The sequence below is a fragment of the Leptospira ilyithenensis genome, assembly GCF_004771005.1.
Lineage (GTDB): Bacteria > Spirochaetota > Leptospiria > Leptospirales > Leptospiraceae > Leptospira_A > Leptospira_A ilyithenensis.
Genome location: NZ_RQHV01000036.1, coordinates 17,287 through 33,992, shown reverse-complemented (window position 1 = coordinate 33,992; position 16,706 = coordinate 17,287). Strand labels below are relative to the sequence as shown.

Sequence of the window (16,706 nt, the reverse complement as noted above, 5' to 3'; positions counted from 1 at the left end):
GAAATGAAAAAATGAATAGATCTCAATTCGAATGGAAGATTCCCGAATTTTTTAATATAGGAACAGCTGTTACAGATTTACACCTGGGAACGAAGATCGAGACAAGAATCGCCTTAGTTATAGAAAATGAAACAGGTGAAAGAGAAGAATGCAGTTTCAAAGAACTCTCAGTTCTTTCTTCCAGATTTCATTTCTCTCTCATACGAAATGGATATGATAGAGATACAAGAGTTCTCATACGTCTTTCCAATTCAATTACGTATCCTTCCGCCTTTTTCGGGACATTAAAATCCGGAGCAATAGCAACACCAACCTCTACCCTTCTTACATCCAAAGAAGTATCCTATATTGCAAAAGATTCCGGCGCGAAAGTTTTAGTTACGGAAAAATCAATGTGGATTGATTTGGAAAAAGAACTAACGGAAGACTCGGAAATAGAAACCGTTTATCTGTCGGGAGAAGGTGGGCTGCCGAATTCAAATTCCAGATTCAAATTCATCGATCTGGATGAAGAACTTGCAAAGAAAGTCACTCTCCCCGTTCCGACTAAAACCAAATCGGATGATCCCGCTTACCTAGTCTATACTTCCGGAACTACTGGTTACCCGAAAGGAGTATTGCACGCACATAGGGCTTTGCTCGGAAGACAACCAGCCAGTGAGTTTTGGTTTGATTTTGAAGATCACGACAAAATCCTTCATTCAGGTAAATTCAATTGGACTTATGTGTTGGGAACCGCATTAATGGATCCGCTTTACAGAGGTCATACGGTCATAGCTTATGAAGGCAAAAATCATCCTGAACTTTGGATTGATCTCATCGCAAGGCATAAGTGCACGATTTTCATCGGAGTGCCAACGGTTTACAGACAGATCCTTCAGAAAACGGATCTTTCAAAAAAAAATACACCTACCCTACGTTATTGCATGTCAGCAGGCGAACATCTGTCAGATGAAGTTCTGGAAAAGTGGAAAGATAGGTTTCAAGTTCCCATCTATGAAGGACTAGGGATGTCGGAATTTTCCTATTATATCTCTCAAAATAAAAAAAATGGAATCAGACCAGGGTCAGCCGGAAAAATCCAACCGGGTCATTTGGTAGACTTAATCGATGCAGAAGGCAAAAAAGTCCCACCGGGAAAAGAGGGACTCATCGTAGTATCCGAAAAGGATCCGGGTTTATTTCTCCGTTATTGGAATCTTCCTGACGAAGATAAAAAATCCAGAAAAGAAGGATATTTCATTACCGGAGATTATGCAAGAATAGATAACGACGGTTATGTTTGGTTTATAGGAAGAAAGGATGATATCATCAACACATTCGGTTACCGTGTTTCACCTTATGAGATAGAAAGAGTAATGAAATCCCATCCGGACATTGCAGACTGTGTTGCCATCGGAGAAGATATAGGAAATGATAAAACATTGGTTTCTCTTTGCGTGATCCTTCATCCCGAAACAAATCTATCCGAAGAAGAAGTCATTCGATTCGGCAAAGAAAGACTCGCAGAGTATAAGGCACCGAAGAAGATTCATTTTTATAAAAATTTTCCTAGAACCAAGAACGGAAAAATTCTAAGGAAAGAAATTACGGAATCGCTTTCGCGGATAACCAAATGACAAAAATCAGAATCCTTCCCGGAGAAAATATTTCAGAATCAATATTCAGAGCATTGCAATATATTTCTGCGTATCATTCGAAAGATTTTATAGATGCGATGTTCAGTGCATGGCAAAAGGAAAAATCCCCTTCCGCAAAAAATGCAATTTCCCAAATTCTGAAAAATTCAAGGATGGCGGCATTCGGGAACCGTCCACTCTGTCAAGATACGGGAATCATAGTTGTTTTTGTAAAGTTAGGATCTCATCTAATCATTGAAGGAGAAAAAAACTTACAGGAGTTAATCGACATAGGAGTCAGAAGAGCTTACACACTCCCTGAAAACCCGTTACGTGCCTCCGTTGTTGCTAATCCGGAAAGTTCAAGAAACAATACCAAAGACAACACTCCTGCGATCGTTCATACGGAACTTGTAACAGGAAATGAAATTCATTTTTGGGTCGCAGCAAAAGGAGGCGGTTCGGAAAACAAAGCGAAGTTAGCCATACTAAATCCAAGTGATAACATAGTGGACTTTGTTTTGGAATCCATTCCCAAGATGGGGGCCGGTTGGTGTCCTCCGGGTGTTATAGGAATAGGAATCGGAGGAACGGCAGAGAAAGCAGTTCTTATGGCAAAACGATCCTTAATGGATCCGATTAACATCCGGGAATTGATGGAAAAAGGTGCAGAAAATCCGGTTGAAAAATTAAGATTGGAACTCCATGAAAAAATAAACAAGCTCGGTATCGGAGCACAGGGATTAGGTGGACTCACTACCGTGCTTGATGTAAAAATCGAAACCTACCCCACTCATGCCGCCTCCTTGCCGGTTGCAATCATTCCTAACTGTGCTGCGACAAGACATATCCACTTTGCTCTCAATGATGAAAAAATTCCGGAGTTTTCCCCACCTTCCTTGAACGAATGGCCTATCGTCGGAGAAGAGGACGAATTCTTGGGAACAATCGTAGATTTAGATCACATTACCAAGGAAGAAATTTCAGGTTGGAAATCAGGCGACAGACTTTTGTTACGTGGTAAAATAATAACAGGAAGGGACGCTGCCCACAAAAGGATGACTGATTTATTAAAAGAAGGAAAAGAAATTCCGGTTGATCTCAAAGGAAAATTCATTTATTACGTAGGACCGGTTGATCCCAAACCGGGCACTAGTGAAGTGGTGGGACCGGCAGGTCCTACGACTGCAACCCGAATGGATAAATTCACGGAAATAATCTTAAAAAATACGGGACTTTTGGGTATGATCGGCAAAGCGGAAAGAAGCAAAGAAACAGTGCAAACGATCAAAGATTACGGATCGGTTTATCTCATTGCCGTAGGCGGAGCTGCCTATCTGGTATCGCAAGCCATTCGCAAATCGAAAGTAATTGCATTTGAAGATTTAGGAATGGAAGCAATCCATGAATTCGAAGTTTATGATATGCCGGTATTTGTTGCCGTAGACACACATGGAAATTCGATTCATGAATCTGGTCCTAATTTTTGGAAAAACAAAATCAAAGAAGAGGATGAAACTTTACCGGAAGGTTTAATTCTTGCCGCAAAACAGACATTATGGAAAGAATCCCTCTATCGTCCGAGGAGAACCTTGTTATTCGTACCCGGATGGAAGGAAAGATATTTGGAAAAGGCCACCCAGATGCCGGTGGATTCTCTTATCTTCGATTGGGCGGATTCCGTTCCCCCTATGGAAAAAGAAAATGCCCGAAAAATGGTGATTCAATCTTTTACAAAACATTCATACGGATCCAAGGAAAAAATCATCAGAATCAATAGACCCGGTTCTCCTTGGTTCGAAGAAGACAAACAAAGTCTGAAATCGGCAAAGCCGGATGCGGTTTTGATTACAGGTGTTCGAATCAAAGCGGACGTGGAATTGATCCTGGACCAGATCAATGAAGCCCTTCCTGGTGTCCCGCTACTCATATTGATCGAAAATGCAAAAGCCGTATTGGAAGCGGAATCAATGTTAGGTTTATCAGAACAAATCATAGCACTTGTAACAGAAAACAATTCAATTTCCCAAAGTTTAAAACTGTATCCGAATATAGAAAGACAAGGTCTGACCTTTTCTTTATCGCAAATTGTTCTTGCGGCAAGGGCTCATGGTCGAGCGGCGATTGACGGAGCATTCTTAAATTTTTCTTCTTCGGAAACTTTCGAACTACACTGCAGACAGGCACGGAATTTGGGATTCGATGGAAAAACATTGATTCATCCCAATCAAATTCTTTATGCGAACGAAGCATTCCGTCCGAAAACAACTGAGTTGGTGCGCGCAAAACAAATCATAGAATCATTGGAAAAATCGAAAGGACTGGGGGAAGCACTTGCTGTAGTGGACGGCCATATCATAGAACAGCTTGAAATCGAAGGCGCAAAACGAATATTAGCTTTAGATGAAATGATCCGGAAAAGATAACGTGGATGCCGGAAAGACCCACTTCACGAACAAAATGGAACATGAACCCCGGGAATGCGTATTATTTTTCATCTCCCCATAATTTATTCAACTGTTCCTTTAGATTTTTTTCCATTCCCTGATTGGTCGGAGAATAAAACTTAGGCGGGCTCGGATAAAATTCCTCGGGGAAATACTTTTCTTTTATAAAATGATAAGGAAAGTCGTGCGGGTATTTGTATCCCTGCCCTGCTCCTTCTTTTTTATGAGTCAAAGTAGGCGCGTTTCTCAAATGATTGGGTATGGTAAAAGTAGACTTATTGGATCGGACAAATGATAAAGCCGCGTCGACACCCAGATAACTTGCGTTTGACTTTGGAGCACTGGCAAGAAAACTAACACATTGTCCTAGAGGAATCCGTGCTTCCGGCATTCCTATTCTTTCCACCGCCTGCCAAGTGGCGATCGCCAAAGGAAGTCCGTGTACACTAGCATTGCCCACATCTTCACTGGCAAATACAACAAGTCTTCTTGCAATAAAGAGAGGGTCTTCTCCACCTTCAAGCATGATTGCCAGATAATAAAGTGCGGCGTCAGGATCCGAACCGCGAAGGGATTTGATAAAGGCGGAGATCACATCATAATGACTTTCTTTGTTTTTATCATATTGAATCACCCTTGCTCCTAAAAAATTTTCCACTTGGGCAAGCCCGATCTCTTCTTTCGGTTTTGTTTGTGAAATCAATCCTTCCAGGATACCTAACAACTTTCTAGCATCTCCTCCGCTTGCGTTCAGAATTTCCTTCATCGACTCTTCCGTAAAGGTCCGCCCTTCTCCTTCTATCTCCAAAGCGGATCCGATGATTCCCTTTTCATCTTCTTCATCTAACGACTGTAGACGAAACACCTGCATTCTGGAGAGCAGTGCACGGTTGATTCGGAAGGAAGGATTTTCCGTAGTGGCAGCAAGTAAAATCAAATCTCCTTGTTCTACGGAAGGAAGAAGTGCGTCCTGCTGAGAGGAAGAAAAACGATGGATCTCATCCAAAAAAAGAGCAATGGTTCCTATCTTTTTGGATTCTTCTATGACCTCTCGGAGTTCCTTCACTCCGCTTGTAACTGCGGATAAAAATCGTTTCGGCAAATTCCATTTGTCTACGATGAGATGCGCCAGTGTCGTCTTGCCGGTGCCAGGTGGTCCATAAAACAAAATCGATGTGGGTTTGGTAAGAGATCGAATCTGCCCTACTACCTTTTTTTGTCCCAAAAATCTTTCCCAGGTATCGGGTCTGATTTTATGCGCTAAAGGAACTTGTTTGCCCGGACCGGGAAAAAGAGAAGACATAGGAAAAGAATTTCATCCCGATTTGTTTTCTTCAAGTGACTTTTTTATCATCATATAACATTTGTATATGGTGTCATTGCAGACATCGCATCCCGAATGGCAGCATACCAGGCTCCGCTCGGAAACTTTTCCATCCAGAATGTTTGCAATAAACTGCGCAGTTCGATCCGGCAAATAAAAAAAACGTACTTTTTCTAGAATGATTTCTTCTCTGGAAATCGGAAACAATCGACCCGAATCCACAATCTATACTCCGCTCACCCAACCGGCGAGCATTGCGTAAAAATAAACCGCCATACGTACAAAACGAAAAAACGACCCGAGAAGGAACAATCTGTATTTCATTTTGAAGGTTCCCACCGTATAAGCCATCCAGGAATAAGGGATGGGAGTCAGTGCGGCCAGCACCACCGCCCAAAAACCGTATCTTCTTACATAAGGAAGCAGTCTGTCTTCGTAATGCAAAACCATCTGCCTTCCCAAATGAAATCTGGGAATCAGATACCTTCCTATGAGGTAAGCAAGGCTACCTCCTATGATACTTCCGGTACCCATCCAAAAAATGGTAAAGAGTCCGCTCATATTTCCCGTTACGGCTAACATCAAAAAGGCGTCAGGAGGTATAAAAGCAGGAAGACTATCGGAAAGTATCATTCCGAAAAACAGTCCGAAAAAACCGAACAGTTCCACAAAAACGGCAGAGAGCCCCAGAAGGGGTTTTCTAAAAAAGTAAGCCAATGCAAATACGATTCCCACGACGATGACAATCGAGATTGCAGTCTGGATCAGGATTTTCTTTAATTCTTGTTTGGTGGAGAGAGATGATTTCGAATGAGAGCTTTTGGTTGGATTCAAGCTGCGGATCCTTTTTTGAGATTATTTAACGCAGCTTTAAGCCATTCATCTATTTTTTTGGTGGATTCCAAAAGAAGTGCGTCGAACTCTTTTCTTTCCTCTTCCGTAAAATTTTGTAAAACATAGTCAGCAACTTCCATTTGCCCTTTTTCTGGTTTTCCCACTCCAAACCTCAACCTATGAAAATCAGACGAACCGATTTTCTCAACTATATCCTTTAGACCGTTATGACCTGCGGTTCCACCGCCGATTTTGTTTTTTATTTTTCCAAAAGGCAAATCGACTTCATCTTGCAAAACGAGGATATTTGCGGCGGGAATTTTATACAGTTGGGCAAAAGTTTGCACGGCTTTGCCTGATAAATTCATAAATTCCAGTGGTTTCAGTAAATGAAGCCTGTAACTATCCCCGGTGATCAGAGATTCGTTGTATTTTTTGTTCTCTTTCCAGGATTCACCTTTGGACTTTGCATATTCATCCAAAATGATAAAACCTATATTGTGTCGGTTATGTTCATATTTTTTTCCCGGATTGCCGAGACCTACGATGAGTAAATGAATCATAGATGTTTTAGCCTAAGATGATATGAAGCAGTTTTTCGGTCGCTTTGATCGCTGCCACTTGTTGATCGGAATCGATTCCGATGGTTCTCGTGGGTTGCAGATCCGTCTCGCTTTTCCAAGTGATCACGGTTTCCACGAGTGCATTCGTATTTCCGCCGGGAGGAATCCTAACCTCATAATCGTATAACGGAGGTATGCTGATATTCAATTTTTGAAGGATTTTTCCCAAAGCATTCATAAATGCATCGTAACCGCCGTCCCCGGTTCCAGTTTCTTCAAAAATCTGATTTTTGAATTTTACCTTCAAATCGGCGGTCGGTTTCACCCCGATTCCGCTTGTAACGGTGCAAGCTTCGATTTGAAAAGAGGCTTCTCTATTTTCGCCTGTTATATCCGCGATGATATAAGGAAGATCTTCCTTTGTAACGGTTTTGTTCTGATCACCTAGCTCGATCACTCTGGATAAAACTTTCTGTTCCACTTCGGGAGACAAAACCATTCCCAATTGTTTCAGATTTTCAGTGATGCTCGCTTTTCCGGCTAACTTGCCTAGTGCGTAAACACGACTTCGCCCGAATCTTTCCGGCATAATCAGATTGGCGTATAAATTTCCTTTTTTGTCTCCGTCTGCATGGATCCCGGCGGTTTGGGTGAATACGTCTTCCCCCACGATCGGGCGGTTGTCCGAAATCCGTTTGCCTGAAAAAATTTCCACAAGCCTGGACGCGTTCGTAATTTCCTTTTCCACGACATTGGACCGGAATTCCGTCTTATCATGCAAAGAAGTGATCACTGCTTCCAACGGAGAATTGCCCGCTCTCTCTCCAAGTCCGTTCACAGCCACATGCAAACCTTTGGCACCGGACTGCACTGCTGCAAGGCAATTAGCAACTGCTAGGTCATAATCGTTGTGCCCGTGAAATTCAAACCAAAGATGGGGAAATAAACCGACGAGTTCCTTAATCGCTTTTCCCACTTCGTCGGGGGACATGACCCCTAGAGTGTCCGGCAGATAAAATTTTTCGATTTTGAATTTTGATACGTTCTTAAGATAATCGATAACATAATCGCGCGAATGCAAATATCCGTTCGACCAATCTTCCAAATAAACATTGACAGTGATACCGTAAGAGGATGCGAACTCAATCGTTTTGGAAATATCGGAATAATGTTCCTCGGGAGATTTTCGTAGTTGATTGGTTAGGTGATTCAAGGAACCTTTGGTCAAAAGATTCAAAACCTTAACACCTGTATCCCGCATCCAATTGGGCGTCTTTTCAAAATCTACAAATCCTAAAATTTCAATTTTATCGGAAAGACCTTCCAGTTCTGCCCATTCTACGATTTTCTTAACCGCTTCGAATTCGCCGGGAGAAACCCTTGCACTTGCAATTTCAACCCGATCCACCTTGAGGTCACATAACAAAAATTTTGTGATATTCAGTTTTTGCTGCCATGAAAAAGAAACCCCGTTGGTTTGTTCTCCGTCACGCAAAGTAACGTCTAAAATTTGGATTTTATCGGAAAGACTTTTCATTTTTTCAATCTATTGATGTATTCTTTGGAAGGAGCCAAAATCTCTACCTGAGTGGCTCCCGGGTTTCCCCGAAACATCGGATCTCTATCCAGTAATTTCAGAAAATCGCAGGACTCCACATAGTCAACCGCCATTCTTTTCAGTATCCCTTCTCCGATCCCATGAACGATTTCCACATAACTTTCCCCTTCCATAAAAGCATCGTTGATTTCTCTTTCCAGTTTCAACTTAGCTTCTTCAAATCTCATTTTGCGGATGTAGATGGTGCGCATAAAAGGGCTCTTCTCCCATTGCAAAATTTCCCCCTAAATTGTTCAGAATTTTTCCTGTTTTTGAACAGATTTTCAAAGAAAATTACAAATGAGATGCTTCCGGCTCCTGTGCGCGTAAACCTTGTGGTGCACTCGCTTCGGCCATCCTTGGCCATTCGCAAACGACCCATAGGGAGGAGCCCCCCGCGCGCGAAAATGTGAACTGGGCGGTAAGCGAATGCAGGTAGCCCTGATTCACTGACTTGCTTGCAAGTCCAACTAGTTGTTACATAAATCTTTAACCAACTGACTTTTGGAAACTCACGTCAATCTTTGAGATGGGCTTTTACTCACCGAAGGGAAACATCTCACTTGCTTTTAGGAGAAGAGTGGCCTTATCTATGTTAGGATGGTGAGACTTGCCATTTTTTGTTTTTGTCTGAGGTAGTCTTTCTTTATAAGATGGGATTTTGGTTTCCCCGCCCTGATTTGGGTGGGGTGAACCACAAAGCCACCCAATGAGTTCCAACTAACATATCCCGACCAAACTAACAACCCTTCTTTGCATTACCCCGAAATTTCTCAAATAAAGTTCGCCTTTTTGCCCTCGGGCCGGGAGGTACAGTATATATTTACGACTTTCGCTCTTTGAGTCTGTATTCCAAAGAGGACCGCCTAATTCCGAGTAGTTTAGCAGCTTGCGTTTTATTTCCTCCAGAACGATCCAAAGCCGAGCGGATCACTCGCAGTGCGCAAGCATCCATGATTTCGTGAAAACTGCCTCCTCCGGAAGGAGACAATTCCTTTTCCCAGGCCGAGCTTTGAGTAGAACGAACCTTTGTTGTTTCCTTTGCGATTTCAGGAACATCTTCCAAGGACAACCCGGGACCCTTTGCCGTACTCAAAGCACGTAACAGAATATTTTCCAATTCACGGATATTTCCCGGCCAGGAATAATCCAGAAAGGCTCGCATTGCTTGCGGCGCTATGAATGCCACCGGAGAGTTCATTTCCGCAGAGAAAGCAGCTAACATATACTTGATGAGAGGTTCTATATCTTCCTGTCTGTCACGCAAAGGTACAAGCTCGATTCTAAAAACATTGATCCGATAGTACAAGTCCTCTCGAAATTCACCTCGCCGGATAGCTTCCTCCAAATTTCTGTTAGTTGCAAAAATAAAGCGGCATTCCGCACGGACCGACTCCCTTCCTCCGATCGGAGCGAATTGTCTTTCCTGCAAGAGACGTAACATTTTTGCCTGCATGGAGAGAGGCATCTCTCCGATTTCATCAAAAAAGAGGCTGCCTTTGCCGGCTCGTTCGACTGCTCCGGAACGATTTGTTTTTGCATCCGTAAAAGCACCTTTGACGTGACCGAATATCTCATCTTCCCAAAGAGAAGGAGGAAGAGCGGCGCAATTGATCGGTACAAAATTTTCAGATGCCCTGCTTTGTTCGTGAATCAATAAAGCGATCAATTCCTTTCCGGTACCGGTTTCTCCATTGATAAATACCGGTCGGGAAAGAGGGGCAATTCTTTTGGCATGATTCAGAGTTTCCTCCATCAGGCTACTGCGGTAGACCAAAATCCGATTTCCTATAGTCTGGTGTATGATTTCCCTGTTAGACGAACCTATACTTTTCAAATCTCTCAGTTCGGCTTCCGCCCTGTTTTTCAAAAACTGAATCCTCTCATAATATATATGATTGCGCACAAGTGCCGCAAAAGGATTACGTAATTTTTCCAATAAATCGATTTCATTTTCAAAGTAAGGTCTACCGGATAATTTATCTCCCAAAAGCAAATACCCGCATACTTCGTTTTGTAATACGAGCGGCATCACCACCCGGCAACCCAACTGAACGACTCTCGTTCTAAAATCCAAAGTCCGTTGCACCAAACGCGCGTATTTACGGGTAAAGTTGGTTTTCTTTCGAAAAGGAATCGATGCGTCTTCATCCAATAAAAACAGCCTATCTCCTTCTTCGACGAGTTCTTTCGGAAGTCTTCTTTCACGGCCCAGGCGACTGAATACAAGACGCGATGCAATTTCTTTCAGTTCATTCGGATTGTCGCCTACTTCATAGAAAACCAACCCATCCTCATGATTTGCAATTGCCGCAAAAATCCGGGTCAATTCGAATCTCTGTACGACAGGTTCCAACATTTCCCTTAATAATCCTTCCAGGGAAATATAAGCTCCGGTGGTTTGCCGCAAGAATACGTTTACAATCAATTCTTCCATGCTTATACCACGGGGAAAAAAACGGTTTTCCAACCTGCGATGGATAGAACTTCCGTATACAAGTCCTGCTAAAAAAAATAAAGAAAAAATGGCCGCAAGTTCCCAAGTAAACCGCGCGCTGTCCCGAAACGAAACAATGTATGTCAGAAAAAGATAAATAGCTGTACAGACAAAAAGACCTAAGACGAGCCTAAGACCGATTTGAAAAACGGCAGCACGCAGGTTGAGCAAAGGATGAAATTGAATCGCATAGATGACAAGGGCAAGGCCGGATACCGCAGAAGCAGGCCCTAGAAAAAAATAGTTCCAAGAACCAAATGCCGGTAAGACGACAGAAAAAAAGACTGTAATCGTTACATGAACAAGAATGGCTGTTAGTAGCCGAAGGATTCTATTCCGTTTGCGAGGATCTTTCGTTTTTTGGAATTTCCGAATTTGCAGAACGACCCCACCGATCGCAGCAAAAACCACCCAACCGCTTGTCATATAAAAGAAGGGACCGACAGTGGCACCGGCTCCCCGATTGCTGATCCAGAGTTTGGAAAAGGTCAAAGGCGCAAGACAAATGGCGACGAAAGCCATAAACAAAATTCGTTTACGGGTATTTTTATCTTCCGTGCCTTCCGGAAAGTATTCACAAAAAGAATACAGTGTCGTTCCGACTAAAATGACAGCGACTCCCGCGAGTGACCCCACCGTATAGGAAGGAGAAGACCAAAAGCGACTGAGATAAAAAGAAAGAGTGTGTAAAAAATACCAGGCGAAAAGAGAAACCACCAAAGCAAGAAAGGCTCGGCCGACCTTACCTAGATCGGGTTTCAGCAGAGTAATTACACATAAAATGGCTAACCCTGTAAGGATTGTGATTCCGATTAAAATTCTTACCTGGTTTAGCTCCATAGTTCCTGTGTTAGTCGCCTATGTTCGTGTCCGGGCCCGCTCCGCGAGTCTTTTCCCAATCGGAAGCGTATTCTTGGATCACACGTAAACGATCTTTTTTGTCCTGTCCTTGGTATTCCAAGGGGGAAAATTGAACGATATTGTAACTATTTAATGTAGTATAAGATTCTGTAGGCAAAGGAATCCATTCTTGCAACGGTTCGCTTGTGGTCGGGATTTCCTGGCCTTTGGCCAACATCTCTTTCAGTTTGCGGGGATCGTATGGAAGATTCATTCTATGCCCTCTCAAATTTCCCAAAACAAATCGGCCTTCTTCAAATCCCCTATCATGGAAGATCGCCCCAAAGAAGGGGAGCGCGATTTTTTGGGAAGTTCCCCTTTCCAAGTATTTTCGTAGATATACCCAGTGATAAGGAGTTCCCGTTTCTTTGTCAAAGAGGTTCCCTTCTATGATATATTGTCCCGCTTTATATATATCAATCTCGGCTGCGATATACAAAGACCCATTCTCTACGTATTCATGGTAGTTGCCTGTAAACTTTGCAGGGATCGTAGGAGTGGAATTGAATGAAAACGAAGCTTCCGTTTCCTTTAATTTTATACTGGGAGCATCGAAACGGACTTTCATGGAAAGTTCTCCTCCATGAAGTTTTTCCCCTCCTCTTGGCCTCCAGGAAAAAGTATAAATATGATCGTTACTTTCCCTGTCCGGTGCCGATCCTGAATCGTTATAATCGGCTGTCCCTATTAATTTTTCGCCATAGACCGAATCTGAATAAATTTCCGCAGATAGAATCCTCGGCCGAACCCTTTCGTCCGTCTTTGCATCTAAAACTTCCAACCAAGCAATGGCTGGTTTATCTTCAGTAACCATATAGGCACTGCTATGCCAGGAAAAATATCCCTGAATTTCTCCTTCTGTATCCGGCTTGAAAATGGGGGTCTTTTCCTGCATGACTTTGAATGGATCCAGGAGATCTACCATTTTCTTTGTTAGGGGGCGTGACTCGGGAGGATAACGATAATAGAGTTGGTATTCCGTAAAGAGCACACTCGGAGTAGCCACTTCGGATTTTTGGATGAGTTTTTCCATTCCTATAAAGTCCGGTTTCGGAATACCGGTGCTATCCCAGAACGATTTGGAAGAATCGGAGGGTATCCCTTTTTCTTGAAAAAGTCTTTCTTCTTCCATCTGCACCGCAGGATGTTCCTTTTCTTTTGTACTGAAAAAGAATAAAAAATAAACCAATAACCAAAGCCCGAAAATCGATCCGATTCCCGCCAAAATTCTTTTTTTCGAAAAATACTTTTTCATAAAATCCTCATAATATAAAAAAGGCGAAAGAATTTTCTTTCGCCCTGAACTCGGGTTCATTACGCCGGAATTCTTGTTTTGAAATTAGATTAAAGCCCGGAATACTAAAGATAACCTAACAATCGATCCAAAGCATCTCTTGCTACAGGTTGCATCCCGCTATGATCGGCATTGTATGCGCCCGACCCTTTGCTGGTATTGCAAGGAACAGCTCCTAGGGAATTGCAATAAGAAGTATGTTTAGTGTATTTTGCATTACTTCCGTCATTGCAATTTGTCATTGATCCGTGTTGAGTGTATCCGCAAGCGCCTGAAAAGTTAACAAGTTTGTCGTCTTCTCCTTTGATTGCAGTCGCAGCAGGTTGACTGGACTTATGACCGGCCAAGCTGTAGATAGTAACTTTTGAAGTGTTATGATTGAAACTTCTTGCAGTTCCCGTTTTCAACGCCTTTGTCATGTTATTCGGTTCACCGGCAACGGCCCAACCTAGCAGTTGAAGAAGAGGACTGATAAGAGTAGCGGTAGTTCCTATGTCTGCCACTGAAGATCCTCCTGCAGCACTTGCTCCCGCGACTACATATAAAAGATTGGCAGGAGTTCCTTGTGTTGCAAGATAATATTCAGTCGCATAACATCCTGCACTATGACAGATAATGACGCATTTGTTTGATCCGGTGCAATAAGAACTGATTGCACTTGCCAGTTTGGTCTGAGCTCTTGTGGCCCCTGAAGTGCGGGGATCTTGGGTGGAATCATAATTTACAAATCGGCTGGCACCCCAAGCGGTAGAACGTCTTTTGTGAGCGGCCCCGTAAGAATCCGAGTTTCCCCATCGGCTATTGTTCGTATCCGCAAGCCCGCTGGAATCAGATCCTTTCCCATGTACGTAAATTACATAGTTCACGGCAAATGCCGGGCTAGTTGCCAGAATCAGGAGCAGGACCAAACTCCCCCAAATTCCTTTTTTAATTTTCAATAGATTTTCCATATTTTTTCCCTCTTTGTGAAAACTTTGTTTCATTCGTCTAAAGCAAAAGTCGTGCCAATGTCAAAAATGTTCTTTTTTGTCCTTAAAACGCCATAAAACGGAGAATCTAGAGCGAATTTGGTGCCGAATTTTCGGTCAGTGCAGAAGAATTGAGTGCCGAATTTTCTGCACCAATAAAAATCCAAGGCCTCTTATTCGCTGATTTTCCAACGGAACCTGTCTTTAAAAGAATCAAAATCGTGGATGCCAATGACGCCCAAAGTGATTTTAGATTTTGACTTTTTCCGCCTTTTCACTTCCCTCCTTCCATAAATTCTCTTATCTCCGAAATCATTTCCTCCGCAGTATCTTCAAAGAAGAAATGATTCGCATCCGGAAATTCTATCGTCTTATTCTTTGAAAACGTTTTTTGGAATCGAATCAAATCCTCGTGAGGAAATCCCGCATCTTGCAACGCCCAAAAGATTAGCGCCTGTTTGTCTGTTAGTTTGGATAGTCCGTTTTCCACCTCGGCGAAATATTCGGTGGCGGAAGTAATTTGTCCCGGATAGAATGCGGCGATACCGCGCCGACTAAGCGGACGAAACGGACGCACGTATGTATCAAGAACCTCCGGCGGAAGTTTGCGGACGATCCCGTTCGTGATTCCCAAGCGGGCAAATCCGTTGAAGTTCATTTGTACAAACTCACCGATCGGTCCGCCTGCAATCTGCGAGAAACGACCGCGAGGAGTGCCCGTTGGTGTTTGCCATGCCCAAGTACTTCCCAAAACGACTTGTCGCACTAACTCAGGGTGACGTCCGGCAAAACCAAGACCGATGGGACCGCCCCAATCTTGCATAACCAAAGTTATATTGCGAAGTTCGAGTTGGTTTATGAATTCTTCTACGACGAGGCTTTGTTCTCTTGGTGTGAAACCAAATCCGGCAGACCCTTCTGAAAATCCGAAGCCGGGATAATCAAGTGTTACACAACGATACGAATTTCGCAGACCTAGAATCAAATCGCGCCATTGGAAAGACCATGCAGGATTTCCGTGTAAAAATAAAATCGTCTCACCTTTTCCTTCGTCCACATAATGAATGCGTGCACCACTTGGCAAATCGATGTATTTATGATCCACATCAAACATGCCGCGAGGAATTTCAAAACCGACCGCTTGCACATTCTGTTGGTTCATCCGTTCACTTGAAACTGCACCGAACCAAGCAACTACTTCGATCAAACTCAAGAGTACAATTCCGACGATTCGAAGAAACGATAAAGGAATCTCCTTTCTTTCCGCAAACTTCGGGATAAGAAAGGCCATAAAAATAGTTACGATCATCACTGCAAAACCGGAAGCTAGTGCGAGGCCCGGTGGACCTATGAGTGAAAGTAGGAGTAAGATCATCCCCGCAAATATAAATAGAATCGTTGCGAATATTCGCTTTGCTCTCTCATACCGACTAACAAGAATTTCATACAAAAACGCGGATAGGATTGCCGATAGAAAACACAAAGGTGTAATCAGCGCGTATCTCAAATCAGAAAAAAAGCCTAACCCTCGGGTGTGTGGAAATGCTTCGACTGCTATATTTGCAAAGACTACCGCAAAAATCGAAACCACCCATCCCGAAACAAAAATGCGAACCGAATTCGTTCGCGTCCATTTCATTTGCATTTCTTACCTCTTATACAAAGCAAGAATACAGCAATACCCGATTTCAAAATTGTAAAAAATCAGAAATTACCAGTAGGTGGCGGATTTAAAAAATTCCTTTGGAGTTCTGCCGGTAAAGTTTCTGAAATCTTTTATAAAATGGGCCTGATCGAAATAACCTGCTTCGTAAGCTGCCTCTGTGAAACTGATGTCCGAAGAGTAGTGATCGATGAAATTTCTCATACGGACGAGCGTAGAAAATTGTTTCGGAGTAGTTCCTACGATTCGTTTGAATTTTTTTTCCAATGAATCCAAACTAACAGGAAATCCGTTTAGAATTTCTTTGATTTTTAAATTTCCTTTTGCGAATTGAATTTTGCGAATGGTGTCAAAGACCAAAGGATCCGGTTTTTGTTCTTTGATTTCAGATATCAAAAAATTTTCTATAAGTGAGATTCTCTCGGCATTCGTTTTTTTCTCAAAAAGTTTTTCTTCGATCTCACGGGTTTTGTTTTGATCGATCAAATGGTCCAAAGGTAGATTCAATCCGAAAATTTCGTGCATCGGTTGTTTGAAAAACCCGCTGCCCCCTCCTTCACGAAACACTGCCAAAATCGTCGATGCTTCTTTTGCATATCGAATTTCTCTTGGAAAACTCCGAAGCCCCGCAATACCCAAAAGCGGAATTGTTTTTTCGTCTCCTTCGTCCACATAGGTGATCGAACCTCGGATCTGAAAGGAACATACTACGGACAAACTGGGCAGGATCAGATTTTGCATTCCAAAATCACTTTCGATGATTAGAAAATGCTGAATGTACGGTTTTAATCTGTCGCTTGGAATGAATTTTTCCATCTTCATAGTTAGTCGCGCCGTTCTTTATCCTTTTCGATTTTATGAATCTTCACAATCAAAAAAATACGGAGTTCGGGACAAACCAAATCGAAACAAAAACGGCAAAACAGAACCTTTCCCTAATGAATCCGAAAATTTATTGACTACTTGTGTAAGAAGAACATTAAAAATCTCGTCCAAAACG

The 16,706-nt window shown here is 42.7% G+C and carries 13 protein-coding genes; 2 read left to right on the top strand and 11 right to left on the bottom strand.

Annotation, left to right across the window (positions count from 1 at the left end; genetic code table 11):
* Positions 1 to 11: 11 nt before the first annotated feature.
* Positions 12 to 1,619: an acetate--CoA ligase gene (locus EHS11_RS04965; protein WP_135763313.1), complete on the top strand. Its 1,608-nt coding sequence runs from the start codon at positions 12 to 14 to the stop codon at positions 1,617 to 1,619.
* Positions 1,616 to 4,045 (top strand): FumA C-terminus/TtdB family hydratase beta subunit, encoded by a 2,430-nt coding sequence (locus tag EHS11_RS04960; protein WP_135763312.1) that lies wholly within the window; start codon positions 1,616 to 1,618, stop codon positions 4,043 to 4,045. Before EHS11_RS04965 ends, EHS11_RS04960 begins: the two co-directional genes overlap by 4 nt.
* 61 nt (positions 4,046 to 4,106) lie before the next feature.
* Here EHS11_RS04960 and EHS11_RS04955 read toward each other — a convergent pair whose 3' ends face one another.
* The 11 genes from EHS11_RS04955 to EHS11_RS04905 form a co-directional block, all read right to left on the bottom strand.
* Complete coding sequence (locus tag EHS11_RS04955; RefSeq protein WP_135763311.1) at positions 4,107 to 5,369, bottom strand: replication-associated recombination protein A; 1,263 nt, start codon at positions 5,367 to 5,369, stop codon at positions 4,107 to 4,109.
* 12 nt (positions 5,370 to 5,381) lie between these two features.
* Complete coding sequence (locus tag EHS11_RS20090) at positions 5,382 to 5,612, bottom strand: hypothetical protein (protein ID WP_135763310.1); 231 nt, start codon at positions 5,610 to 5,612, stop codon at positions 5,382 to 5,384.
* A gap of 3 nt (positions 5,613 to 5,615) precedes the next feature.
* A complete protein-coding gene (locus EHS11_RS04945; RefSeq protein WP_135763309.1) occupies positions 5,616 to 6,224 on the bottom strand; it encodes a YqaA family protein in 609 nt (202 codons plus the stop codon).
* Complete coding sequence (gene pth / locus EHS11_RS04940; RefSeq protein WP_135763308.1) at positions 6,221 to 6,787, bottom strand: aminoacyl-tRNA hydrolase; 567 nt, start codon at positions 6,785 to 6,787, stop codon at positions 6,221 to 6,223. Before pth ends, EHS11_RS04945 begins: the two co-directional genes overlap by 4 nt.
* A 7-nt stretch (positions 6,788 to 6,794) precedes the next feature.
* Positions 6,795 to 8,324, bottom strand: a complete 1,530-nt coding sequence (cimA, locus tag EHS11_RS04935; RefSeq protein WP_135763307.1) for a (R)-citramalate synthase CimA — start codon at positions 8,322 to 8,324, stop codon at positions 6,795 to 6,797.
* Positions 8,321 to 8,596, bottom strand: a complete 276-nt coding sequence (locus EHS11_RS04930; RefSeq protein ID WP_135763306.1) for a Smr/MutS family protein — start codon at positions 8,594 to 8,596, stop codon at positions 8,321 to 8,323. The genes cimA and EHS11_RS04930 overlap by 4 nt, the downstream gene beginning before the upstream one ends.
* 611 nt (positions 8,597 to 9,207) lie before the next feature.
* Positions 9,208 to 11,721: a sigma 54-interacting transcriptional regulator gene (locus EHS11_RS04925; RefSeq protein ID WP_135763305.1), complete on the bottom strand. Its 2,514-nt coding sequence runs from the start codon at positions 11,719 to 11,721 to the stop codon at positions 9,208 to 9,210.
* A gap of 10 nt (positions 11,722 to 11,731) precedes the next feature.
* The gene (locus tag EHS11_RS04920) at positions 11,732 to 13,036 is read right to left on the bottom strand and encodes a hypothetical protein (RefSeq protein WP_135763304.1); all 1,305 of its coding nucleotides are present in this window, start codon (positions 13,034 to 13,036) and stop codon (positions 11,732 to 11,734) included.
* 104 nt (positions 13,037 to 13,140) lie between these two features.
* Positions 13,141 to 14,025, bottom strand: coding sequence for a hypothetical protein (locus tag EHS11_RS04915; RefSeq protein WP_135763303.1), 885 nt, complete (start codon positions 14,023 to 14,025; stop codon positions 13,141 to 13,143).
* 292 nt (positions 14,026 to 14,317) lie between these two features.
* On the bottom strand, positions 14,318 to 15,682 hold the full coding sequence (locus EHS11_RS04910; RefSeq protein ID WP_167884355.1) for an alpha/beta fold hydrolase: 1,365 nt from the start codon (positions 15,680 to 15,682) through the stop codon (positions 14,318 to 14,320).
* Between the two features lie 72 nt (positions 15,683 to 15,754).
* Positions 15,755 to 16,522, bottom strand: coding sequence for an AraC family transcriptional regulator (locus tag EHS11_RS04905; RefSeq protein ID WP_246047606.1), 768 nt, complete (start codon positions 16,520 to 16,522; stop codon positions 15,755 to 15,757).
* Positions 16,523 to 16,706: the final 184 nt, after the last annotated feature.

What these genes read in the sequence shown, in the direction of transcription:
- cimA (WP_135763307.1), bottom strand. Translation starts at nt 8,324, where the DNA reads ATGAAAAGTCTTTCCGATAAAATCCAAATTTTAGACGTTACTTTGCGT.
- EHS11_RS04905 (WP_246047606.1), bottom strand. Translation starts at nt 16,522, where the DNA reads ATGGAAAAATTCATTCCAAGCGACAGATTAAAACCGTACATTCAGCAT.
- pth (WP_135763308.1), bottom strand. Translation starts at nt 6,787, where the DNA reads ATGATTCATTTACTCATCGTAGGTCTCGGCAATCCGGGAAAAAAATAT.
- EHS11_RS04910 (WP_167884355.1), bottom strand. Translation starts at nt 15,682, where the DNA reads ATGAAATGGACGCGAACGAATTCGGTTCGCATTTTTGTTTCGGGATGG.
- EHS11_RS04960 (WP_135763312.1), top strand. Translation starts at nt 1,616, where the DNA reads ATGACAAAAATCAGAATCCTTCCCGGAGAAAATATTTCAGAATCAATA.
- EHS11_RS04930 (WP_135763306.1), bottom strand. Translation starts at nt 8,596, where the DNA reads ATGCGCACCATCTACATCCGCAAAATGAGATTTGAAGAAGCTAAGTTG.
- EHS11_RS04920 (WP_135763304.1), bottom strand. Translation starts at nt 13,036, where the DNA reads ATGAAAAAGTATTTTTCGAAAAAAAGAATTTTGGCGGGAATCGGATCG.
- EHS11_RS04965 (WP_135763313.1), top strand. Translation starts at nt 12, where the DNA reads ATGAATAGATCTCAATTCGAATGGAAGATTCCCGAATTTTTTAATATA.
- EHS11_RS04925 (WP_135763305.1), bottom strand. Translation starts at nt 11,721, where the DNA reads ATGGAGCTAAACCAGGTAAGAATTTTAATCGGAATCACAATCCTTACA.
- EHS11_RS04955 (WP_135763311.1), bottom strand. Translation starts at nt 5,369, where the DNA reads ATGTCTTCTCTTTTTCCCGGTCCGGGCAAACAAGTTCCTTTAGCGCAT.
- EHS11_RS04915 (WP_135763303.1), bottom strand. Translation starts at nt 14,025, where the DNA reads ATGGAAAATCTATTGAAAATTAAAAAAGGAATTTGGGGGAGTTTGGTC.